This window comes from Mesorhizobium sp. M0909 (assembly GCF_040319515.1).
GTDB lineage: Bacteria > Pseudomonadota > Alphaproteobacteria > Rhizobiales > Rhizobiaceae > Mesorhizobium.
The window spans coordinates 97,015-117,690 of sequence record NZ_JAMYOA010000003.1; the positions used below are offsets into that span (position 1 = coordinate 97,015).

The 20,676-nt window shown below is 62.2% G+C and carries 22 protein-coding genes; 7 read left to right on the forward strand and 15 right to left on the reverse strand.

Annotation, left to right across the window (positions count from 1 at the left end):
- Positions 1 to 114: 114 nt before the first annotated feature.
- Positions 115 to 2,760 carry an aminopeptidase N gene (gene pepN, locus NKH83_RS05015; RefSeq protein WP_352802359.1) on the reverse strand — a complete coding sequence of 882 codons (2,646 nt, stop codon included), beginning with the start codon at positions 2,758 to 2,760 and terminating at the stop codon, positions 115 to 117.
- Between the two features lie 154 nt (positions 2,761 to 2,914).
- Here pepN and NKH83_RS05020 point away from each other — a divergent pair, with 154 nt between their 5' ends.
- Positions 2,915 to 3,133 carry a hypothetical protein gene (locus NKH83_RS05020; protein ID WP_352802757.1) on the forward strand — a complete coding sequence of 73 codons (219 nt, stop codon included), beginning with the start codon at positions 2,915 to 2,917 and terminating at the stop codon, positions 3,131 to 3,133.
- Complete coding sequence (locus NKH83_RS05025) at positions 3,130 to 4,107, forward strand: DMT family transporter (protein WP_502895546.1); 978 nt, start codon at positions 3,130 to 3,132, stop codon at positions 4,105 to 4,107. Before NKH83_RS05020 ends, NKH83_RS05025 begins: the two co-directional genes overlap by 4 nt.
- Here the strand turns inward: NKH83_RS05025 and NKH83_RS05030 are convergent, their stop codons facing one another.
- The 3 genes from NKH83_RS05030 to NKH83_RS05040 all read right to left on the reverse strand — a co-directional run bounded on the left by NKH83_RS05030 (position 4,108) and on the right by NKH83_RS05040 (position 6,595).
- A complete protein-coding gene (locus NKH83_RS05030) occupies positions 4,108 to 4,926 on the reverse strand; it encodes a helix-turn-helix domain-containing protein (protein WP_352802361.1) in 819 nt (272 codons plus the stop codon). It lies immediately after the preceding gene.
- A 105-nt stretch (positions 4,927 to 5,031) separates the two neighbouring features.
- Complete coding sequence (locus NKH83_RS05035) at positions 5,032 to 5,913, reverse strand: uracil-DNA glycosylase (RefSeq protein ID WP_352802363.1); 882 nt, start codon at positions 5,911 to 5,913, stop codon at positions 5,032 to 5,034.
- A gap of 37 nt (positions 5,914 to 5,950) precedes the next feature.
- On the reverse strand, positions 5,951 to 6,595 hold the full coding sequence (locus NKH83_RS05040) for a hypothetical protein (protein ID WP_352802365.1): 645 nt from the start codon (positions 6,593 to 6,595) through the stop codon (positions 5,951 to 5,953).
- On the opposite strand from NKH83_RS05040, the gene NKH83_RS05045 reads away from it, so the two are divergent.
- The 3 genes from NKH83_RS05045 (at position 6,546) to NKH83_RS05055 (ending at position 9,222) form a co-directional block, all read left to right on the forward strand.
- A complete protein-coding gene (locus NKH83_RS05045; protein ID WP_254820002.1) occupies positions 6,546 to 6,728 on the forward strand; it encodes a hypothetical protein in 183 nt (60 codons plus the stop codon). The genes NKH83_RS05040 and NKH83_RS05045 overlap by 50 nt on opposite strands.
- A gap of 106 nt (positions 6,729 to 6,834) precedes the next feature.
- Complete coding sequence (locus NKH83_RS05050) at positions 6,835 to 8,514, forward strand: electron transfer flavoprotein-ubiquinone oxidoreductase (protein ID WP_352802367.1); 1,680 nt, start codon at positions 6,835 to 6,837, stop codon at positions 8,512 to 8,514.
- 111 nt (positions 8,515 to 8,625) lie between these two features.
- Positions 8,626 to 9,222, forward strand: a complete 597-nt coding sequence (locus NKH83_RS05055; protein ID WP_352802369.1) for a DUF922 domain-containing protein — start codon at positions 8,626 to 8,628, stop codon at positions 9,220 to 9,222.
- Between the two features lie 30 nt (positions 9,223 to 9,252).
- Here NKH83_RS05055 and NKH83_RS05060 read toward each other — a convergent pair whose 3' ends face one another.
- From NKH83_RS05060 to NKH83_RS05080, 5 genes are all read right to left on the reverse strand, one after another.
- Positions 9,253 to 10,290: an endonuclease/exonuclease/phosphatase family protein gene (locus NKH83_RS05060; RefSeq protein ID WP_352802371.1), complete on the reverse strand. Its 1,038-nt coding sequence runs from the start codon at positions 10,288 to 10,290 to the stop codon at positions 9,253 to 9,255.
- Between the two features lie 80 nt (positions 10,291 to 10,370).
- Entirely contained in the window at positions 10,371 to 11,873 is a 1,503-nt protein-coding gene (locus tag NKH83_RS05065) for an AMP nucleosidase (protein ID WP_352802373.1), read from the reverse strand.
- An 85-nt stretch (positions 11,874 to 11,958) separates the two neighbouring features.
- Positions 11,959 to 12,153, reverse strand: a complete 195-nt coding sequence (locus NKH83_RS05070) for a hypothetical protein (protein ID WP_352802375.1) — start codon at positions 12,151 to 12,153, stop codon at positions 11,959 to 11,961.
- A gap of 30 nt (positions 12,154 to 12,183) precedes the next feature.
- Positions 12,184 to 12,336 (reverse strand): hypothetical protein, encoded by a 153-nt coding sequence (locus NKH83_RS05075; protein ID WP_352480304.1) that lies wholly within the window; start codon positions 12,334 to 12,336, stop codon positions 12,184 to 12,186.
- 206 nt (positions 12,337 to 12,542) lie between these two features.
- Positions 12,543 to 12,887 carry a DUF2147 domain-containing protein gene (locus NKH83_RS05080; protein ID WP_352480305.1) on the reverse strand — a complete coding sequence of 115 codons (345 nt, stop codon included), beginning with the start codon at positions 12,885 to 12,887 and terminating at the stop codon, positions 12,543 to 12,545.
- A gap of 459 nt (positions 12,888 to 13,346) precedes the next feature.
- Here NKH83_RS05080 and NKH83_RS05085 point away from each other — a divergent pair, with 459 nt between their 5' ends.
- Positions 13,347 to 13,613, forward strand: a complete 267-nt coding sequence (locus tag NKH83_RS05085) for an SEL1-like repeat protein (protein WP_115145099.1) — start codon at positions 13,347 to 13,349, stop codon at positions 13,611 to 13,613.
- 377 nt (positions 13,614 to 13,990) lie between these two features.
- Positions 13,991 to 15,112: a branched-chain amino acid ABC transporter substrate-binding protein gene (locus NKH83_RS05090; protein ID WP_352480306.1), complete on the forward strand. Its 1,122-nt coding sequence runs from the start codon at positions 13,991 to 13,993 to the stop codon at positions 15,110 to 15,112.
- 82 nt (positions 15,113 to 15,194) lie between these two features.
- Here the strand turns inward: NKH83_RS05090 and NKH83_RS05095 are convergent, their stop codons facing one another.
- The 6 genes from NKH83_RS05095 to NKH83_RS05120 form a co-directional block, all read right to left on the reverse strand.
- On the reverse strand, positions 15,195 to 17,180 hold the full coding sequence (locus NKH83_RS05095) for an acetyl/propionyl/methylcrotonyl-CoA carboxylase subunit alpha (protein WP_352480307.1): 1,986 nt from the start codon (positions 17,178 to 17,180) through the stop codon (positions 15,195 to 15,197).
- A gap of 49 nt (positions 17,181 to 17,229) precedes the next feature.
- Positions 17,230 to 17,604 carry a hypothetical protein gene (locus tag NKH83_RS05100; RefSeq protein WP_352802378.1) on the reverse strand — a complete coding sequence of 125 codons (375 nt, stop codon included), beginning with the start codon at positions 17,602 to 17,604 and terminating at the stop codon, positions 17,230 to 17,232.
- Positions 17,605 to 17,710: 106 nt separating this feature from the next.
- A complete protein-coding gene (locus NKH83_RS05105; protein WP_352480309.1) occupies positions 17,711 to 18,241 on the reverse strand; it encodes an O-acetyl-ADP-ribose deacetylase in 531 nt (176 codons plus the stop codon).
- Position 18,242: 1 nt separating this feature from the next.
- Positions 18,243 to 19,850: a carboxyl transferase domain-containing protein gene (locus NKH83_RS05110; RefSeq protein ID WP_352802380.1), complete on the reverse strand. Its 1,608-nt coding sequence runs from the start codon at positions 19,848 to 19,850 to the stop codon at positions 18,243 to 18,245.
- 4 nt (positions 19,851 to 19,854) lie between these two features.
- The gene (locus tag NKH83_RS05115) at positions 19,855 to 20,238 is read right to left on the reverse strand and encodes a type II toxin-antitoxin system VapC family toxin (RefSeq protein WP_352480311.1); all 384 of its coding nucleotides are present in this window, start codon (positions 20,236 to 20,238) and stop codon (positions 19,855 to 19,857) included.
- A complete protein-coding gene (locus tag NKH83_RS05120) occupies positions 20,235 to 20,627 on the reverse strand; it encodes an AbrB/MazE/SpoVT family DNA-binding domain-containing protein (protein WP_352802381.1) in 393 nt (130 codons plus the stop codon). Before NKH83_RS05120 ends, NKH83_RS05115 begins: the two co-directional genes overlap by 4 nt.
- Positions 20,628 to 20,676 lie beyond the last annotated feature (49 nt).

Genomic DNA, 20,676 nt, shown 5'->3' on the forward strand with positions numbered 1-20,676 from the left:
AAGGTGATTCGCCTTGTCCAGAGGTGCGGCGAAAAAAGATTAAAAATCGACTAAAATAATGGGTTTTCGCATGGTCTTCCCTTCTCCCACGACAAGGGGAGAAGGGGAGGTCGCTTACGCCAGGGTGCGCTCGACGATGTCTCGCAAATCGGCCGACAGCTTCTCGGTATTGGCGATTGAAAGCAACGCCTCCCTTGCCTTGGCCTGCCGCACGGGTTCGAGCGAGCGCCACGACCTGAGCGCCGTCGCCAGCCTGGCGGCCACCTGCGGGTTGCGTTTTTCGACCTGCAGCACCGTTTCGACGAAAAGCCGGTAGCCCTCGCCGTCGGCGCGATGAAAGCCGGTCTGGTTGGCGCTGGAAAACGTACCGATGAGCGAGCGTACCCGGTTCGGGTTGACCATCGAGAACGCTGGGTGGCTGGTCAAGGCGCGCACTGCGTCGACGGTTTGCGGGCCGGGCACGCTGGCCTGGATCTGGAACCATTTGTCCATGACCAGCGGATCGGTTGCATATCTCGCCTCGAAATCGGCCAGTGCCTTGGTTGCCTCAGGTGAGCCGTGGTGACGGTGCGCAAGCACGGTCAACGCCGCGGCACGATCCGTCATGTTGGTCGCCGATTGGAAGTGCCGGGCAGCGAGTTCCGCACCTCCCGGCAGCAAGGAGAGATAGTCCAGCAGGACATTGCGCAGCGCCCGCCGCCCGGCACTGGCCGCGTCCGGGCTGAACGGACCATTGTCGGCGAGCCGATCGTAGAAATTGGAGAATATCTCGCGGTTGGCCTCGGCGATCGCAACTGCCAGCGCCCCGCGCGCCGCGAAAATGGCGTCGGGGTCGATGTTCTTGCCGATGTCGCGGGCGATATCGGCCTCGCCGGGCAGCGCCAGCGCCAGTGCCCGATAGGCGGGTTCGAGCGCCTCGTCGCCGGCTATTTTGCCGGCAAGCCCGGTCAGCCGGGCGCTGAACTCGGGTTGCCTGTGGTCCAGGATCTGGCGGAAAGCTGCAATCAGCGCATCGGTCAAAAGCGTGTTGAACGCCTGCCAGCGCGAGAAGGCGTCGCTGTCGTGGCCCGCCAGAAAAAACTGGTCGTCGGGCCGCTGCTCGACCGAAAGCGTCACCGGCGCCGAAAAGCCGCGGTTGAGCGACATGGCCGGCCGCTCGGCAATCCCGGAAAACCTGACGACATGGCGGCGTTTGCGGATATGGATGACGCCGTCCTCGACATTCGCCCCCTCCACGCCGCTATAGGCTGTCGCCTCGCCGCCGGCGCCGACCAGGCCGAAGGCAAGCGGAATGTGCATCAGCCGTTTGCGGCTTTCCGACGGCGTTGGCGGCACCGACTGCTCGATTTCGAGCGTGAATTCCTGCGCCGCAGGATTATACGCCGAACTGACGGTCAGGTTCGGCGTACCGGCCTGATGATACCAGAGCGAAAACTGCGACAGGTCGCGACCGGAAACGTCTTCGAACACCTTGATGAAGTCTTCGATCGTCGCCGCCTGGCCGTCGTGACGTTCGAAGTAGAGGTCCATGCCGGCGCGGAACGTCTCTGCGCCGAGGATAGTGTGGATCATGCGCACGACTTCCGAGCCCTTTTCATAGACCGTCGCCGTATAGAAATTGTTGATCTCGCGATAGCGGCGCGGCCGCACTGGATGCGCCAGCGGCCCTTGGTCCTCGGGAAACTGATGGGCGCGCAGCGTACGTACCTCGGCGATGCGCTTGACGGCGCGCGAGCGCTGATCGGCGGAGAATTCGTGGTCGCGGAAAACGGTCAGGCCTTCCTTCAGGCAAAGCTGGAACCAGTCACGACAAGTGATTCTGTTACCTGTCCAATTGTGGAAATACTCATGCGCAATGATGGCTTCGATATTGGCGAAATCGGCGTCGGTCGCGGTTTCCTGGTCGGCCAGCACATATTTGTCGTTGAAGATGTTGAGACCCTTGTTCTCCATCGCGCCCATATTGAAGTCGGACACGGCGACGATGTTGAAGACATCGAGGTCGTATTCGCGGCCGAATGCCTCCTCGTCCCATTTCATCGACCGTTTCAAAGCGTCCATGGCGTAGCCGGCGAGCCTCTCTTTGCCCGGTTCGACATAGATTGCGAGCTCGACCTTGCGGCCAGACAGGGTAACGAAATTGTCCGAGATATTGCCGAGGTCGCCCGCCACCAGCGCAAACAAATAGGACGGCTTGGGGAAGGGGTCGTGCCAGACCGCATAGTGCCAGCCGCCGGCAAGCTCGCCGCTGCCGGCCGGGTTGCCGTTGGACAAAAGCAGCGGCGCCTCATTGCGCTCAGCTTCGATACGCACCGTATAGACCGACAGGATGTCGGGACGGTCGAGGAAATAAGTGATGCGGCGAAAGCCTTCGGCCTCGCATTGCGTGCAATAGACGTTGCTGGAGCGATAGAGGCCCATCAGCGCTTCGTTCTGCGCCGGCGCCAACACGGTTTCAATTCTCAGCTGGAAGCGCCTTGTGGCAGGGGGGCTGATTATTGTCAGTTGATCGGGCGTGACGAGAAAATCCTCAAGGCTCGGTTCCTGGCCGTCGATGGCGATACTGCGGAGCGTCAGCCCGTCGCCATCCAGCACCAGTGGCACCGACGCGGCAATCTCGTCGCGACGTTCGACCGTCAGCACGGCGGTGACATGCGTTGCTTCAGGCGAAAGGCGGAAAGTCAGGCTGGTTTCCGGAATCAGATAATCACTAGGGCGATAGTCTTCGAGTTTGAAGACCTGGCCGGTATCTGTGCGCATTCCTTTATTTTTCCTGTCGATCCGGGAGCGGCGGGCGGGTCCGCTGGTCCAAATAATTTGAAGTCTGCGCTCTTTACACGAAACACTCCCTCGACAAAACTGCAGCGACGTCTATTTCCGGCGATCATTTTCCAAGCATCATCGCGAGGCTTCCATGACCATCGTCACGCCGAAATTCGGGATGAGCGCCTCTGTGTTGCGTCGCGACGATCGGGCCTTCATCAAAGGCGCCGGGGCGGTTACGATCGGATCGACGCCTGCCGCGCTCGATGCGGTGGCCGACGCGTTCTACCGCGCCGACGGCATCAGGCCTATCGACATGCCGGCAACGCCGGCGCGCATCTGGGCGATCGAGGAAGCAAAAGGGGCGTGACAGCCAGACCGGATTTGCCAGTGCTTGCAGCCGGCGACCTTGCCGGCGAGCACAGCACGCTGACCGGGATATTGCTCAAGATCGTATCGGTGGCGGTCTTCGTCGGCATGTCGTCCTGCATCAAGGCGGCAGGCACCGTGCCGGCGGGCCAGATCGTCTTCTTCCGCTCCTTCTTTGCCATTTTTCCGATCATCGCCTTTCTCGCCTTCCAGGGAAAACTCGGAACCGCCTTTTCGACAAAGCGCCCTCTCAACCACATTGCGCGCGGCGTCGTCGGTGTCTGTGCCATGGGGCTCGGCTTCTTCGCGCTGACGCGGCTGCCGCTGCCGGAGGCGATCACGCTGAACTACGCGCAGCCGCTGCTGGTCGTGGTGTTCAGTTCGATCTTCCTCGGCGAAGCCATCCGCATATATCGCTGGAGTGCGGTTGCCGTCGGCCTGGTCGGGGTGCTGATCATCTCATGGCCGGAACTGACGCTGCTCAGTTCGGGCGCTGCCCTCGGCGATCAGGAGGTGCTCGGCGTCATCGCCGCCCTCATAGCCGCGGCGATCTCGGCCATCGCCATGCTCCTGGTTCGTAACCTCGTCCAGAGCGAGCGGACGGCGACCATCGTGCTGTGGTTTTCGGTAACCGCGAGCGTCATGGCGCTGCTTTCGCTGCCATTCGGCTGGCAGGCGCTGACGACGGCACAGGCGGGGCTTCTGATTGCCGCGGGTTTTTGCGGCGGGCTTGGCCAGATCCTGATGACCTCGGCCTATCGCCATGCCGAGGCTTCCGTCGTGGCACCCTTCGAATACACTTCGATGATCCTCGGCGTCGTCGTCGGGTATCTGGTCTTTGGCGACGTCGCCACGATTAACATGCTGGTCGGCGGCATGATCGTGGTTGCGGCGGGGATTTTCATCATCTGGCGCGAGCGCCAGCTGGGTCTCGAACGCACCCGCACCCGCAAGGCCGTCGCGCCGGAAGGGTGATCACGGCTCCGCTGCGTCAGTCCGCTCTTTCGCCAGCCGCACCAGCACCGCCCGCGTCTGCTCGTCAGCAGGGAAAAAAGATTCGATCGCCAGCTCCGACAGCGTCACGTCGAGCGGCGTGCCGAACACGGTGATGGTGCTGATGAACGACAGCACCGCGTCGCCATGGGCAAGCTTGAGCGGATGGACAATAGCGTTCGGTTCGACCGGCGCCGGCCGGCTGCCTCTAAGGCCGGACGGATAGGCCCGAAGCTCGCGCTCGAGCTCGACAAGAACCGGATCGGCGGTAGCGTCGTTCTGCCGCTTCAGCCGCTCCAGAAGATGCGTCCGCCATTCCGCTAGGTTGACGATACGCGGCGCGATGCCGCCGGGATGCAGGCTGAGGCGCAAAACGTTGACCGGCGGCTTCAGCAGGGAGGCATCGGCGACATTGGCGAGGAACGGGCCGATGGCGGCGTTCGCCGACACCAGGTTCCAATGCCGGTCGACGGCAAGCGCCGGGAACGGCTCGTGCGCCATGAGCACGGTCTCGACCGCCGCCATCGCCGGTGCCATCGAGGCATCGTCAAGTGGTCGTTCGCCGAAGCTCGGGGCAAAGCCGGCAGCCAGCAGCAGCTGGTTGCGCTGCCTGAGCGGGATCGAAAGCTGCTCCGCCAGATGCAGCACCATGTCACGCGAGGGTGCGGCGCGGCCGCTTTCAATGAAACTCAGATGCCGCTGCGAGATCTCGGCCTCCATAGCGAGGTCGAGCTGGCTCATGCGCCGGCGTGTACGCCATTCGCGAATGAGACTGCCGGCGGAAATCTGGGCTGCTGTCATAACGAGATGACTAGGCCGGCAGTGGGCCCATTTCAATTACCTGCGAAGTCATGATGCCGCCCTTCCTTCCTCGCAAGGGGAGAACTGAAGACGCGCTCTGCACCATTACCCAAGCGCCCGCAACTTCGCCTTCACTTCGAGGAAATCCCGCCACGCCAGCTTCTTGTGCGCCGGCGTTCTCAGCAAATAGGCCGGATGCAGGGTCGGCATGGCAGGAATGGCGACGCCGGACGGGGTCGTGTGGACGCGCCAGTTGCCGCGCAGCCGCAATATGCCTTCGGAGGTGTTGAGCAGGGTCTTTGCCGACGGGCCGCCGAGATTGACCAGCACCTTCGGATTGACCAACTCGATCTGCCGCTCGATGAACGGCCGGCAGATCTCGGTTTCGTGCGGGGTCGGCGTGCGGTTGCCGGGCGGCCGCCAGGGAATGACATTGGCGATGTAGACGGACGTCCGGTCAAGACCGATCGCGGCCAGCATGCGGTCGAGCAGCCGGCCGGAGCGGCCAACGAACGGCAAGCCCTCTATGTCTTCATCGCGACCCGGCGCTTCGCCGACCAGCATCACCTCGGCAGTCGGATTGCCGTCGGCGAACACAAGGTTCTTGGCGGTGAATTTGAGATTGCAGCCGTCGAATGCCGCCATGTGCTGGCGAAGCTCGTCGAGGCTTGCCGCCGATCTCGCCAGTTGCCGCGCCAATGCCGCTTGCGCCTCGTCGGGCACCGTTGACATGGCCGGGGACGTTCGCACTGCCGGTGCCGTATTGGGTCTCTCGCCCATTTCGGCGCGCGATACGCTCGTCGAGCGTTGTGGCGCCGCATTTTCACTGGGCGGCACAGCGGCCGCCGCAGGCACCCGCTCCGGTGGCCTGGCTTCTGCAAACCTGTTTACCGGCTGTTCTTCAAGTGCCTCGTCGACGCCGGCGGTGGCGTAGAAGGCCAGCAGCTCGGCGAGATCGGCTCGGCTATTGTGGGGGGCGGCAGTCATGGTTTCACATTCGGCCGCGAAGCTTGAATTTGCAAGTTCAGCTCGACGGTATGCGCGGATCCTGCACCAGATAGAACGTCCAGCGCGGCGTGTAGTCGGTGATCAGGAAATAGAAGCTGGCGGTCTTCAGCGGGTCGATCTTGCCGTTCTTGAACAGCAGGCGGTCATACGGTTCGAAATTGCGGTCGAAATCGGCGTAGCTGCTCGACCAGATATTTTCAGGCGTTTTGTTGCGCTGGTCAAACGACAGGCCGTCGCCGAACACGCTCGGCTGGTCGAGGATCTCCTGGAGTTCGAACTGGAACTCGACCCAGGCCTGGCCGCTATTGTTGAGCACGTCGATGCGCATATACATCAGACCATTGGCGAAGTCTCCCGCCTTGCCGAACGGCTGGATCGGCTTTGTCGTGCGAATGGCAAGCGTTACCGGCGTCGCTGAATTCAATTCTTCGGTGATGACCAGCGGATCCTCTTTCGTGCCGATGCCGGAAGCCCCGGTGATGCGGAAGCCGCCGCGCTCGTCGGAAAAGGAATAGGCGCCGGTCGCCCAGACCAGTTGCTGCTCGGCATGGGCATCGAGAGCCGTCAGCGGCAGAAGCGCCAACAGCGCCGCACGGCAAATCCGGCCGGGCGTGAAAAAAAAGCGCGTCGATGAAAAGCCAGCCGGCCTGAATATGCGCATGGCGGGAAGTATGGCCGATAAGCAAGCCGTCGAACAATTAAAAACATCAGTGCGACATATCTGTGCAAACGGAATAGGATTGAAGATTGATGCTCGCCACCGCGAATCTGTGTGGCAGGACGCGACTTTTTGACGAAATCGGTATTGTCACGTCCGCGCCGGTTTCCCGTCGCTATTTGATGCGCTATGCAGCGCGTGAGCCAGCAAGATGCCGGGAATAGCGAGCCAGTGAGGGGTCGATGAGCGATATCGAACGCGAAAGCATGGAATTCGACGTGGTCATCGTCGGCGCCGGCCCGGCCGGCCTCGCCGCCGCGATCCGTCTCAAGCAGGTCAATCCCGAGCTTTCCGTCGTCGTGCTGGAAAAGGGCGGCGAAGTCGGCGCGCACATCCTGTCCGGCGCCGTCGTCGATCCGATCGGCATCGACCGGCTGCTGCCCGGCTGGCGCGAAGAGGAGGGTCATCCCTTCAGGACACCGGTCACCGACGACCATTTCCTGGTTCTCGGCCCCGCCGGTTCGTTCCGTCTGCCCAACATACTGATGCCGCCGCTGATGAACAATCGCGGCAACTATATCGTCTCGCTCGGCAATGTCTGCCGCTGGCTGGCGACCAAGGCCGAGGCGCTGGGCGTCGAGATCTATCCGGGCTTTGCCGCGGTCGGTCTGCTCTACAACGAGGCCGGTGCGGTCACCGGCGTCGTCACCGGCGACATGGGCGTCGAGAAGGACGGCACGCACGGTCCGGGCTTTGCGCCGGGCATGGCGCTGATGGGCAAATATGTCTTGATCGGCGAGGGCGCGCGTGGCTCGCTCGCCAAGCAGCTGATCGCCAAATACCACCTTTCCGACGGCCGCGAGCCCGGAAAATACGGCATCGGCCTCAAGGAACTCTGGCAGGTCAAACCGGAAAACCACCGGCCGGGCCTTGTCCAGCATTCCTTCGGCTGGCCGCTCGATATGAAGACCGGCGGCGGCTCCTTCCTCTACCATCTCGAGGACAACCAGGTGGCAGTCGGCTTCGTCGTTCACCTGAACTACAAGAACCCCTATCTGTCGCCCTTTGACGAGTTCCAGCGCTTCAAGACCCATCCGGCGATCCGCGGCACCTTCGAGGGTGCCAAGCGGCTGGGCTATGGTGCCCGCGCCATCACCGAAGGCGGCTGGCAGTCGGTGCCGAAACTGTCCTTCCCCGGCGGTGCGCTGATCGGCTGCGCGGCCGGCTTCGTCAACGTGCCGCGCATCAAGGGCTCGCACAATGCCGTGCTCTCCGGAATGCTGGCGGCCGAGCATGTCTGTGATGCGATAGCCGCCGGCCGCGCCAATGACGAGCTGGCCTCCTATGAGGCCACCTGGCGCGCCACCGATATCGGCAAGGACCTGAAGAAAGTGCGCAACGTCAAGCCGCTATGGTCGCGCTTCGGCACCATTGTCGGTGTCGGCCTTGGCGGGCTCGACATGTGGCTGAACACGCTGTTCGGCTTCTCGCCCTTCGGCACGATGAAGCACGGCAAGGCCGACTACGCCACGCTGGAACCGGCCGCCGCGCACCAGAAGATCGCCTACCCGAAGCCGGACGGGGTGCTGACCTTCGACCGGCTGTCGTCGGTGTTCCTGTCCAACACCAACCACGAGGAGAACGAGCCGGTCCATCTGCTCGTCGCCGACATGGACCTGCAAAAGCGCTCCGAGCATGACGTCTATGCCGGGCCCTCGACGCGTTACTGCCCGGCCAGCGTCTACGAATGGGTCGACAAGGACGGCAATGCCGCCGCCGATCCTGCGGCAAAGGATGTGCGCTTCGTCATCAACGCGCAGAACTGCGTGCACTGCAAGACTTGCGATATCAAGGACCCGAACCAGAATATAAATTGGGTGCCGCCACAGGGCGGCGAGGGCCCGGTCTACCAGAACATGTAAGTCACAAGGTTTGTTCCGGACTAAACAAGATGAGGAGCAGCGCAACCGTAGGATTGTTGAATAAACCGCCTGCCTGTGTTTCCTTTCTGCGGCGACAGGGAGGAAGGAAAAATGCGCCTGGCAGTTCTGACGAGCGTTGTGGCGATCGGGGCATTGTGCGCCCCTGCAGCCTTGGCCGGCACTAAGGTGCTGGTCAAGACACGAACTTACAACATTGCCGGAACCACCGGCGCGGCCCTGATCGAGGCCATGGATCGCAGTGGGCCGAAGCACGGCTTCATGACCCACGCCATCGCGCAGACCGGCTACAGCGTCGATGATTGGACCTTCGACGCCTATCAGGAAAACGGCGTCTGCCGCCTGCGCCAGGCCAACGGAACGCTCAATCTCTTCTATACCTATCCCAAACTGGTCTCAGCCACGTCGCCTGCGCTGCAGAAGCGCTGGAAGCGGTTCTTCGCTGGCGTCCGCGCCCATGAAGAGACCCATGGCCGCATCGCCAGACAGATGATGCGGGCCACCGAAAAGTCGGTTCGAGGGCTGACAGTCGCTGATGACCCGCATTGTTTCGAGGCACGTCGCGAGGCAAAGCGCCGGATCAATGCCATCTATGCCGAATACGAGGCAAAGCAGATCGCCTTCGATGCGCACGAGCATCGCGACGGCGGCCCTGTCGAGCACCTCATCCGCGCTTTTGTGGGCCAGTAATAAGCCAGGTCGAGGCTGGACTGCGGATTTTCAGCTTTGCGTCCCGCCAGGCAGCGCCGCAAGCGCGGTCGCCGTCTGGTGCTCGCCGAGCGGCTTTTGTTCATCCGACCGTAGCGAAAACTCCACCAGCACCGGCAGATGGTCTGAGCCGGTGTCCTCAAGGGTCGACGCCGAACGGATAACGATGGCGCCCTTGCTGAAAACCTGGTCGATCGGCAGTCCGGCGAAGCGCAGGAAATCCGGCAGCTTTCTGTAGAGCCAGGTCGGCCCGACCGACGGCATTACAGTCAGCTTGCCAAGCGACGCGACGCGCCGGACGGCGGCGCTCCATGGCGCTGCGTTGCAGTCGCCCGCCAGGATCGACGTCTTGCCAAGCGAGGCGATTTCGTCAGACAACCCTCCAATCTGCCGTGATTGGTTGTGCGGCCATGGCCAGGTGAGGTGGATGGCGGCGACATCGACGTCGGTTCCGCCGAAATCGACCGTGGCGATCGCCATCGCGCCGCGGCTGTCGCAGTGCGGCGCTGTGCCTATGGCAAACGGTCGTCTGGACAGCAGCGCAACGCCGAACACGCCATTGGGATACGGGCAGAGGATCCGGTAGGGATAAGCGCCGGACAGCAGCCCAAGCTTTGCCTTCCACATCTCGGACACCTCGTCGAGGGTGATCACATCGGGCCGGGTCCGGCCGATCAGCGACAGCACCTTCTCAGGCGTTGGATTGTTGAACCTGAGGTTCATCTGCAGCAGGCGGTAGACCGGCTCGTCACCAGGTTTGGCTTCGTAGGCGGCCTGCACCTGCCATAGCCGCGAAAGCGGCAAGGCATTCGACGTGGTGGCAAAGGAGGCTACCGCAAACAGCAAGGCGGCCGCAGCCTGCAGGCGAAACGAGGTGGCGAGCAGGGGCAGCGCGCAAAGCGCCATCAGCACCGAAAAATGGACGCGGAAATGAGCAAAGGAATCGAGGGCCGGATGCAGCGATCCGAAAAACCCGGCCACCAGCGCGGCCGAGAGTGCAAGCATTGCGACGAATGCCAGCGCAACCGTCATGTCCCGAATACGTGCCATCGCTTTGTCTATCGGCAGAAGTGCGGCTCAATCAAGATGACGAAATGTCCTGACCCGGACCGACACATGCGATTCGGCATTTACTGGAAGGCCGTTTCCGAAAAGCTCCTGAGCTTACGCGAATGCAGTCGCTCCATCGGCATTTCAGCCAGCTTCTCCATCGCCCTGATGCCGATGGTCAGATGCTGCGCCACTTGCCGCTTGTAGAACTCGGTCGCCATGCCGGGCAGCTTCAATTCGCCATGCAGCGGCTTGTCGGATACGCAAAGCAGCGTGCCATAGGGAACCCGGAAGCGGAAGCCGTTGGCGGCGATCGTTGCCGATTCCATATCGAGCGCGATCGCCCGCGACTGCGACAGCCGCTGCACCGGCCCGCGCTGGTCGCGCAGCTCCCAGTTGCGGTTGTCGATGGTGGCGACGGTGCCGGTGCGCATGATGCGCTTGAGGTCGTAGCCGGAAAGCCCGGTGACCTCGGCGACCGCTTCCTGCAGCGCCACTTGGATTTCAGCCAGCGGCGGGATCGGCACCCAGACCGGAAGATCGTCGTCGAGGACATGGTCTTCCCGAACGTAGGCGTGTGCCAGCACATAATCGCCCAGCGCCTGCGTGTTGCGCAGGCCGGCGCAATGGCCGAGCATCACCCAGGCATGCGGCCGGAGCACCGCAATATGGTCGGTGATGGTCTTGGCGTTGGAAGGTCCAACGCCGATATTGACCATGGTGATGCCGCCATGATTCGGCTTCTTCAGATGATAGGCCGGCATCTGCGGCAGGCGAGGGGGCGCAGCACCCTCACCAGGCGCGCTGTCGCCCACTTTGGTCACGATATTGCCCGGCTCGACGAACTCTACATATCCGTCACCGCCATCGGCCATCAATTCGCGTGCACGGGCGACGAATTCGTCGATGTAGAACTGGTAGTTGGTGAACAGCACGAAGTTCTGGAAATGCTGGGGACTGGTCGCCGTATAGTGCGACATCCGATGCAGCGAATAGTCGATCCGTTGTGCCGTGAACGGCGCCAGCGGCCGTGCCTCGCCCAATCCCACTTCAAATGTACCGTTGGCGATCTGGTCGTCGGTGCCGTCGAGATCCGGCACGTCGAACAGGTCACGGATCGGCCGTTTGATGCGTTCCGCAGCGGAACCGTCGACATGCGTGCCTTCGAGAAAGGCGAAATGCAGGGGGATGGGAGTGGTCGATTCCGAAACCGTGACCGGAACACCGTGGTTGCGCATGATCAGCCGAAGCTGTTCGGTGAGATAGCTCTCGAAAAGAGCAGGCTGGGTGATGGTGGTTGAGAAATGCCCCGGCGTCGGCATGTGACCATAGGCCTGCCTCGAGTCGATTTGGGTGAACGAACTCGTGGTGACGCCGATCTCCGGATAGAAGGCCCGGTAGCGTTTGTTGTTGTCGCCACCCGCGGCGAGCGCGGCAAATGAATCGCGCAGGAACTTGGTGTTGCGGTCGTAAAGCACCTGCAGGGCCGCGACCGCCTTCTTGGCATCGTTGAAGCTCTGTCGGCCGAACGGCTCCGGCGTGACGACCGATTCAATGGCTTGAGGATAGATTCGCTTTTCCATGACCCAATATAGAGAGTTGGGCGCGCAGTTGGGAGGGGGTAAGGCGGTCTCAAAACGCGCTGTCGGCGGTTTTCTTTCCGGCGGCCTAGCCTCGCCGCAAGCTGACCAGCAGCACAAAGCCGACGCCGGACTTTCTCAGCGCGGGCGCCTCGATGGTCGAACCGGCATCGGCGCGCATCGTCGGCACGGCCAGGACCGGGGCCGCCAGAACCGTCAGGATGAGTGCCGTCCGCGGCAGAAGCCGAAGGATCTTGACGACATTGGCGGTGAGGTGGGTCATGGCGTGGGTTTCAATATCTCGCTGTCGAGTTCAGTGGCGAAGCTGGTTCGGGCAACCGAGCCGGCAGGAAATGGCCACATCCCAGGCGCGATCCGGCCGGCCGGCTTCGGCGACAAGGACGGCGAACAACATGCCGAACAGGCTCATCAGCAGGCAGACGATGGTGAAGCGGCGGGCAAGCATCGGGCGGTGTCTCCTTCAACACGCATCATAATGCCTTGCCTAGGGTGAACCGGCTCTGATCCCGGCGTTCATCTGGGGTTCAAAATGGTTGATGATCTCTGGGCGGGCCGCCTTGAAAGCAGTGACCTATGGCGAGCCGCGGCTGCGAGACCGATATATGAAAACAGGGCCGACTGGCCCCGCGCACCCCGGCAGGAATGGCACGATCAGAGCTTGTGCCAGGTCTGGCTCTTGCAGATCAGCCCGCCGAACACGCAGCCGCTCATCTTGAGCGAATTGCCGGAAAGCGAAGCCTTGCCCGAATAGGTCTTGTCGGTTTCGGGGTCGGTTATGGTGCCGGCATATTTGTTGTCGCCGGCCACCTTCAGTGAACCGATGTTCTTGCCGGCAAATTTGCCGGATTTGAGCGTAATCGAAAATGCCCCGCCGCCACCCGAAATGGCGGCAGTCGCTCCGGCTTGCGTTTTCCAATTGCCTTCGATCGGATCGGCCCATGCCGCGCCGGTCATCATTATTGCGGCCGCGAGGGCCAGACTCACGTATCGAAACATGTCTTTCCTCCCTCAGGCAAGTCCAATCGGGATCCGTCCCGGCTGTCTGCCCCTTACGCAAACGTAAGCTAGTCCAGCTCCCGGAAAAACAAAAGCGGTGCCGCGACGGAAGGGTTGCGGGTTTTTGCCCGCTCCCGAACGGCCGCGCCGGCGAAAAATGAAACGGGCCGCACACGTCTTTGTCTTCTGTGGTTAGCGGAGTCTTGATCCGCGCCTCGCAAGTTTTCTTCAAATTTTGTGCAAACTGGCGCAGTTGCTGGCTTTGTATCCTTAACGAATTTTCGCGTTTACCTCTTGTTTTAGCTTTGTTTTCCTCAAATTAAGCACGCCATTTAACGACGGATTCAAGCCTCCGCGGCATCCTCGAAAGCATCGAAAGAGCGGCCGCCCCCGAAGGTAATCAAGGACACCGAGGGACAGACGGAGACAGCTCTCGGGAGCCAGAACAGGGGATTTGAAATGGCACGTTTTGAAATGCTTGAAGCCGGCTTCGGCGCCATGGGGGCAACTGCCCAGGCCGATATTCTTTTCGAGTTGGGCATGATGTATGCGACCGGCCGTGATTGCGAGACCGATGTCGTCGCCGCCCACAAATGGTTCAACATCGCCGCGATCAAGGGTTCGGCCCGCGCCGCGGAACTGCGTTCTGAATTGTCGGCCGCCATGTCGAAAGTCGAGATCGCCAGGGCGCTGCGCGAAGCCCGCGAATGGATGACGATGCACTGAATTCGCCGACACTGAGTTCACTGACAGGGACGCTTCGGGTCAAGGCCGCGCAGACGGCTGGCCCCGAAAAAAAAGAGGCCGCGCAAGATGGCCGACCAATTCAAAACCAAGAACACGGCAGGCTGATCGGGCCGAGCCGTGCAACTGACAGGGAAAGCCAGCGGGTTCCGGCGCTGATGCGCCGGCAAGCTCAACGGCAAAAGCCGCGACCCGGCCGGAACAGGGCTGGCGCGGCTTTGTCTTTGGGACCGCATGTTACAGGCCCAATCGAGTGCCGACGATGCGTCTAGACAGCTCCGGCGAAGGATGAAATTCTCCCGCCACTCTGGAAGAGGCGCGGCCGGGCGGCTGCGCGAGAGTGGAGGAGTTATGTCACCATGAAGAAATTCAGTATTTTGAGCGCAGCCATATTTGGCCTGATGATGACCGCGCCGGTCGCCTTCGCCGACGACGTCACCTTTTCGGTGGTCGGACCGATGACCGGGCAGCTTGCCACCATCGGCGATCAGTTCAAGCAAGGCGCGCAAGCCGCCGCCGACGCGATCAACGCGGCTGGCGGCGTCGACGGTCGCCAGATCAAGCTCGACATCGAGGATGATCAGTGCGATCCGAAGCAGGCGGTTTCGGTCGCCAACCGCATCATCGCCAATGGTGTCAAGTTCATCGATGGCCACGCCTGCTCGGGCTCCAGCATCCCGGCCTCCGCTGTCTACGCAGAAGCCGGTGCGCTGATGATGAGTCCGGCTTCCTCAAACCCGGTGTTGACCGACGCAGCGGCGAAGGCCGGCTGGCCGACGATCATGCGCCTCTATACGCGCGACGATGCGCAGGGCGCTTTTATTGGTCCCTGGATCGCCAAGAAATATGCCGGCAAGAAAGTCGTCATCCTGCACGACAAGAGCGCCTATGGGCAGGGCGTGGCCGATGCCGTGAAGGCAACGATGAACCAGAACGGTCTCAATGAAATCCTCTACGAGGGCATCAACGCCGGCGAGAAGGACTATTCCGCGCTTGTTACCAAGCTCAAGGAGCTGAAGGCTGACGTCGTCTATTTCGGCGGCTATCACCCCGAAGCCGGCCTCATCCTGCGCCAGTCGGCGGAGCAGAACCTCAAGTTCCAGTTGATCATGCCGGACTCGATCGCTTCGCCGGAATTCTGGCAGGTTGCCGGTCCGGCCGGCGAAGGCACCATGTTCGTCTTCCCATCGGATCCGCAGTCGAAGCCCGAAGCCAAGGAAGCCATCGCCAAGATCAAGGCCGGCGGCTTTGTGCCGGAGGGCTTCACGCTGTTTTCCTATGCCGTGATCCAGGCATTCGCCGAGGGCATCAAGCGCGCCGGCAGCGACGACCCGGCCAAGGTCGCCGAGGCGTTGAAGAACGGCCAGCCGATCAGCACGGTTGTCGGGCCGGTCACCTTCGACGAGAAGGGCGACCTCAAGAACGCCAGCTACGACATCAACCAGTGGCATGACGGCAAATACGCGCCGATCCAGCCCTGATAGAACTATGTTGTAATTGAAAATGGCCGGCTCAAACCCGGCCATTTTCATCTCTGCGGTGCCTTTTGTGACGCGCTCGGGGTCACTTCGTGGATAAGGAAACTGCGGTCAGTTGTGGTTCCTCGGCAAAGCGAACCAGCACGGTTCCGTCGGTGACCTGCGCGCCTTCGGCGGCGATCTCGGCGATAAGCCCGTCATGGGGCGCGGCAATGGTGTGCTCCATCTTCATCGCCTCCAGGATCAGCAGCGGCTGGCCCTTGATCACGGCCTCGCCTTTTGCCGCACGCACCAATTTGACCAGGCCCGGCATCGGCGCGCGCAGGCTGCCGGAAGCGGCGGCTTCGTCGGCTCGCGCCAGCGGGTCCGGCACGGCAAAATCGTAGCCGATAGCGCCCTCGAAGACGGTGACGTGGCCCGGCCAGCGGGCGAGGCGAGGGGTGGTACGGAGATCATGCGAATTGACGCTGTCATAGGGCGCTTCCAGCGCCACCTCGAACCGTCTGTCCGGCCGCACCGACACGCGCGCGACGATCTCCTGCTCGCCAAACTTCAGCAGCATGCGCCGCACTACAGCGTGGAAATGCGCATAGCCGGCCAGCGACAACCAGGGATCGTCCGAGGACGGCATGTCGCGCGCACCGGACGCGGCAAGTGCCGCGGCGGCAATCGTCTCACCGCTCGGCGGCGCAACCGCCGTCAACGCCTGCTGATGCCTGGAGATCAGGCCGGTATCGAGATCGCCCGCCGCAAAAGCTGCATCAGCGGCCAGCGCGGCAAGAAAGCCAGTGTTGACGGTCGAGCCGGCGATTTCGGTCTGCGACAGCGCCTCGCCAAGTGCCGTGAGCGCCGCCCGTCTGTCCTTGCCATGGACGATCAGCTTGGCGATCATCGGGTCGTAAAACGGGGAAATCGCATCGCCGGCGCACACACCGGTTTCGACGCGCATGGTCGCACCCTCCGGTGCCGGCTGCGGAAATTTCAGATGGTGCAACGTGCCGGTCGCCGGCAAAAACCCTCTTGCCGCGTCCTCGGCATAGATGCGCGCCTCGAAGGCGTGGCCGGAGAGCGCGATCTCGCTCTGCGTCTTCGGCAGTTTTTCGCCGGAGGCTACCCGCAACTGCCACTCGACCAGGTCGATGCCGGTGACCATTTCGGTGACGGGGTGCTCGACCTGCAGGCGGGTGTTCATTTCCATGAACCAGAAACGGTCGGCCTTCAGACCTTGCGAGGCATCGACGATGAACTCGATGGTACCGGCGCCGGAATAGTGGATTGCCTTGGCGGCTTTCACCGCCGCTTCGGTCATTGCCTTGCGCAGTGCCGGCGTTATGCCCGGGGCAGGCGCCTCCTCGATCACCTTCTGGTGGCGGCGCTGTGCCGAGCAGTCACGTTCGTAGAGGTGCACGACATTGCCGAAACTGTCGCCGAATACCTGCACTTCGATGTGGCGCGGCTTGTCGACATATTTTTCCACCAAGACGCGGTCGTCACCGAACGCGGCTTTCGCCTCGCGCCGCGCGCCCGACAGTGCTTCCGAAAAATCATCGGGATGCTCGACGCGCCGCATGCCCTTGCCGCCGCCGCCGGCGCGCGCCTTGATCAATACGGGGTAGCCTATCTCGCGCGCCTTGGAGGCGAGCAACACGATCTCCTGCGCTTCGCCATGGTAGCCCGGAACGACAGGCACGCCGGCCTTTTCCATCAGCCGCTTGGCCGCGTCCTTCAGTCCCATGGCACGGATCGAGGCCGCCGACGGCCCAATGAAGATCAGCCCGGCCGCGACCACCTGGTCGACGAAATCGGGGTTTTCCGAAAGAAAGCCGTAGCCCGGATGGATGGCCTCGGCACCTGTGGCCAAGGCCGCCGCAATGATCTTGTCGCCGCGCAGATAGCTTTCGTTGGCGGGAGAGGCGCCGATATGCACCGCTTCGTCGGCCATTTCGACATGCAAGGCGTGAGCGTCGGCATCGGAATAGACGGCGACGCTGCGCACACCCATCCTGCGTGCCGTGCGGACCACCCGGCAGGCGATCTCGCCACGGTTGGCGATCAGGATCTTGGCGAACATCGGGCCTCCCGGATTTGGCGCGGGCAAGCCCGGATCGGCGTTTGCCCGTCTACTTCGAAGCCGCGATCTGACAGTTGCCGCTGGCCGCCACCTTGTAGTACGCCCGTGCGCTCTGGCAGGATTTCATCGCCATGGCCTCTGCCGCCTTTTGCGACGAGGCGTTGTAGTGGGCGCCACACAGGACGTAACCGTCCCTGACCCGCACGAAAGACGTCGTGGCGTATGCCGAATGGTCGCTTGCAGCGACATAGGCCTTGTAGGCCTTGGTGCACTCGTCCTTGGCGCTGCCAGGCAGAAGTGGTGAAAAGCGCTTGTCGCCTTCGCTTCCGGCCAGCGATCCCGCCGCGCCAGTGCCTGGCGCAACTAATATAAGTAACCCCGAAAGTATTGCGGCAGTAGTTTTCTGGAAAAGTTGCTGTTTCACCTTCGCCCAAGCCCCATTGACGTTGAAAAACAGCTATAGCCGCAATTTTTCTGTATGGCCAGTTGGATGACTGAAAATGGGTCTGCAGATTTCTCATGGCTGTGGATCACGCTTTGCCGAGTGCGGCAACGACCCGCTGATACAATTCGGCCGTCGGCTCGTCGAAGCAGCAGAAAATGACGGTTTCCGGAACGATGTTCTGGCCGATGAAGGCGCTCACGGTCCCGACAGCAATTTGCGTCGCCTGATCCTTTGGGTAGCGGTAGGCCCCGGTCGAGATCGCTGGAAACGCCACCGTCCGGCAGTCCTTTGCGGCGGCGATTTCGAGCGACCGGCGATAGCAGGAGGCGAGCAGTTCGGCTTCTCCTTTGCTGCCACCTTGCCAGACCGGCCCGACCGTATGAATGACGTAGCGCGCGGGCAGCCTGTAGCCCTTGGTGATTTTTGCGTCTCCGACCTTGCAGCCATGCAAGGTCCGGCATTCTGCCACAAGCTCGGGGCCGGCCGCGCGGTGGATAGCGCCGTCGACGCCGCCGCCTCCGAGAAGAGAGGTGTTGGCGGCGTTGACGATGGCATCGACCGCCAGCTTCGTGATGTCGCCGGTTTGAATGCGAATCCTCTGGCCGATTTCGCTCATCTCACATCCTGAACACGCCGAACCTTGTCTCTTCGATCTCGGCGTTGAGCGCGGCCGAAAGGCTGAGCGCCAGCACCTCGCGGGTCTTGGCCGGGTCGATGATGCCGTCGTCCCAGAGCCTTGCCGACGAATAGAGCGGGTGGCCTTCATGCTCGTATTTCATCAGGATCGGCTTCTTGAATTTCGCCTCCTCCTCGGCGCTCCATTCCCCGCCCTTGCGCTCGATGCCTTCGCGCTTGACCACGGCCAGCACCGTTGCAGCCTGCTCGCCGCCCATCACCGAAATGCGGGCATTCGGCCACATCCACAGGAAGCGTGGCGAATAGGCGCGTCCGCACATACCGTAATTGCCGGCGCCGAACGAGCCGCCGATGATCACGGTCATCTTCGGCACCTTGGCCGTTGCGACCGCCATGACCAGCTTGGCGCCGTCCTTGGCGATGCCGCCGGCCTCGTATTTCCGCCCGACCATGAAGCCGGTGATGTTCTGCAGGAAAATCAGCGGGATCCTGCGCTGGCAGCACAGCTCGATGAAATGCGCGCCCTTTAGCGCGCTTTCCGAAAACAGCACGCCATTGTTGGCGATGATGCCGACCGGCATGCCGCTGAGATGGGCAAAACCGGTGACCAGCGTGGTGCCATAATTCTGCTTGAACTCATCGAATTCGGAGCCGTCGACTGTGCGGGCGATTACCTCGCGTACGTCGTAGGGCTGGCGCAGATCCGTCGGCACGATGCCGTAGAGTTCATGTGGATCGTGAAGCGGCGGAACCGATTTCTGTAAGGCAAGGCTTACAGTCTTGTTCCGATTCAGGTTTTTGACGATACGCCGGCATATGGCCAGCGCATGCTCGTCGTCGAGCGTATAGTGGTCGGCAACGCCGGAAAGCCTTGTGTGCACGTCGGCGCCACCGAGGTCCTCGGCGGTGACGTCCTCGCCGGTGGCCGCCTTCACCAGCGGCGGGCCGCCGAGAAAGATGGTTGCCTGGTTGCGCACCATGATTGTCTCGTCCGACATCGCAGGCACATAGGCGCCGCCGGCAGTGCACGACCCCATGACGCAGGCGATCTGCGGAATGCCGGCGGCCGACATGTTGGCCTGGTTATAGAAGATGCGGCCGAAATGATCGCGGTCGGGAAACACCTCGTCCTGATTGGGCAGATTGGCGCCGCCGCTGTCGACCAGATAGACGCAAGGCAGATTGTTCTGCAGCGCGATTTCCTGTGCACGCAGATGCTTCTTCACTGTCAGCGGATAATAGGTGCCGCCCTTCACCGTGGCGTCGTTGACGACGACCATCACTTCGGTGCCTTCGACGCGCCCGATGCCGGCGATGAGACCGGCCGACGGGATGTCCTCGCCATACATCGACCATGCCGCGAACTGGCCGATTTCGAGGAAGGGCGAGCCGGTATCGAGCAATTGGGCGAGGCGTTGCCGCGGCAGGAGCTTGCCGCGGGAGACGTGCCGCTCGCGCGCCTCTTCCGAGCCGCCGCGTTCGACCGTGGCCGCTTTCTCAGCAATATCGGCGACCAGCGCCCGCATGCGCTCGGCATTGGCGCGGAAAATATCGGAGGCGGGCGAGATCTGCGAGGTGAGGGGGGCCATGGCGCTACCGGATCAGCTCGATCTTGCAGCCGACATCGAGGTCGCTCCAATCGCGATCAGCGGTGACGGCAATGGCGTTCTCGCGAATAGCCAGCGCGAGGCAGGCCCGATCGCCCAACGACAGGCCGCGATGCCGCGTCAGTTGGCGAAGCTGCCCGGCGGCGATGCCCATCGCTTCGTCGAAAACGGCGATCGGCATGCCGAGACTGGCGAGGTCGTCCGCGGCCTGTTCCATGCTGCGTCCCTTGTCGATCAGCTTGGCAATGATTTCGGCCGCATTGACCGAACTGCATTGTGCATCCGGCGCGAACCCCAAAGCACTATCGGTGCCTTGCTCGTTGAGCAGGATTGCGAGTGCCGCCGAACTGTCCATGACGTAGGGCTTCATTTCGCCCGCTTTCCTGTCGTCCCTTCGGCGTGAAGCCGGTCGAGACGCTTGTCGCTTCGACGCTGCTCTTCCCGCCGCTCCTTCAGAAATTCGTCGACGACGCTTTCACCGGGCTGTTTCAGCGCCGACAATTCGGCCTGGACGCGCCGCAGATTCTGCAGCCACGATCTTACCCGCAGCTCGCCGTTTTCGACATGCAGGATCATCTCCTCGCCAGGCTTCACGCCCATCTCCTCGCGCATCGCAGCAGGGATGACGAAGCGCCCGCCCTCGCCAAGCTTGACACGCTCGCGTTTCGCCGGAACCCTAAGCGGCGTTTTGCGAGCGCTGGCATCGAACTGTGCTTGCTGATCTTCGTCAAATCCGGACTTTCCCGTTCTGCCCGCCATGGTTCGTCTCGCTAGGATTGTGGCACATAGTCCGAAATATGCCACATCG

Coding starts and splice junctions, on each gene's coding strand:
- NKH83_RS05075 (WP_352480304.1), bottom strand. CDS start 12,336: ATGCTTGCCCGCCGCTTCACCATCGTCTGCCTGCTGATGAGCCTGTTC.
- NKH83_RS05040 (WP_352802365.1), bottom strand. CDS start 6,595: ATGCGCATATTCAGGCCGGCTGGCTTTTCATCGACGCGCTTTTTTTTC.
- NKH83_RS05085 (WP_115145099.1), top strand. CDS start 13,347: ATGGCACGTTTTGAAATGCTTGAAGCCGGCTTCGGCGCCATGGGGGCA.
- NKH83_RS05120 (WP_352802381.1), bottom strand. CDS start 20,627: ATGGCGGGCAGAACGGGAAAGTCCGGATTTGACGAAGATCAGCAAGCA.
- NKH83_RS05030 (WP_352802361.1), bottom strand. CDS start 4,926: ATGACAGCAGCCCAGATTTCCGCCGGCAGTCTCATTCGCGAATGGCGT.
- NKH83_RS05070 (WP_352802375.1), bottom strand. CDS start 12,153: ATGACCCACCTCACCGCCAATGTCGTCAAGATCCTTCGGCTTCTGCCG.
- NKH83_RS05090 (WP_352480306.1), top strand. CDS start 13,991: ATGAAGAAATTCAGTATTTTGAGCGCAGCCATATTTGGCCTGATGATG.
- NKH83_RS05020 (WP_352802757.1), top strand. CDS start 2,915: ATGACCATCGTCACGCCGAAATTCGGGATGAGCGCCTCTGTGTTGCGT.
- NKH83_RS05110 (WP_352802380.1), bottom strand. CDS start 19,850: ATGGCCCCCCTCACCTCGCAGATCTCGCCCGCCTCCGATATTTTCCGC.
- NKH83_RS05115 (WP_352480311.1), bottom strand. CDS start 20,238: ATGAAGCCCTACGTCATGGACAGTTCGGCGGCACTCGCAATCCTGCTC.
- NKH83_RS05095 (WP_352480307.1), bottom strand. CDS start 17,180: ATGTTCGCCAAGATCCTGATCGCCAACCGTGGCGAGATCGCCTGCCGG.
- NKH83_RS05055 (WP_352802369.1), top strand. CDS start 8,626: ATGCGCCTGGCAGTTCTGACGAGCGTTGTGGCGATCGGGGCATTGTGC.
- NKH83_RS05050 (WP_352802367.1), top strand. CDS start 6,835: ATGAGCGATATCGAACGCGAAAGCATGGAATTCGACGTGGTCATCGTC.
- NKH83_RS05035 (WP_352802363.1), bottom strand. CDS start 5,913: ATGACTGCCGCCCCCCACAATAGCCGAGCCGATCTCGCCGAGCTGCTG.
- NKH83_RS05105 (WP_352480309.1), bottom strand. CDS start 18,241: ATGAGCGAAATCGGCCAGAGGATTCGCATTCAAACCGGCGACATCACG.
- NKH83_RS05080 (WP_352480305.1), bottom strand. CDS start 12,887: ATGTTTCGATACGTGAGTCTGGCCCTCGCGGCCGCAATAATGATGACC.
- pepN (WP_352802359.1), bottom strand. CDS start 2,760: ATGCGCACAGATACCGGCCAGGTCTTCAAACTCGAAGACTATCGCCCT.
- NKH83_RS05065 (WP_352802373.1), bottom strand. CDS start 11,873: ATGGAAAAGCGAATCTATCCTCAAGCCATTGAATCGGTCGTCACGCCG.
- NKH83_RS05060 (WP_352802371.1), bottom strand. CDS start 10,290: ATGGCACGTATTCGGGACATGACGGTTGCGCTGGCATTCGTCGCAATG.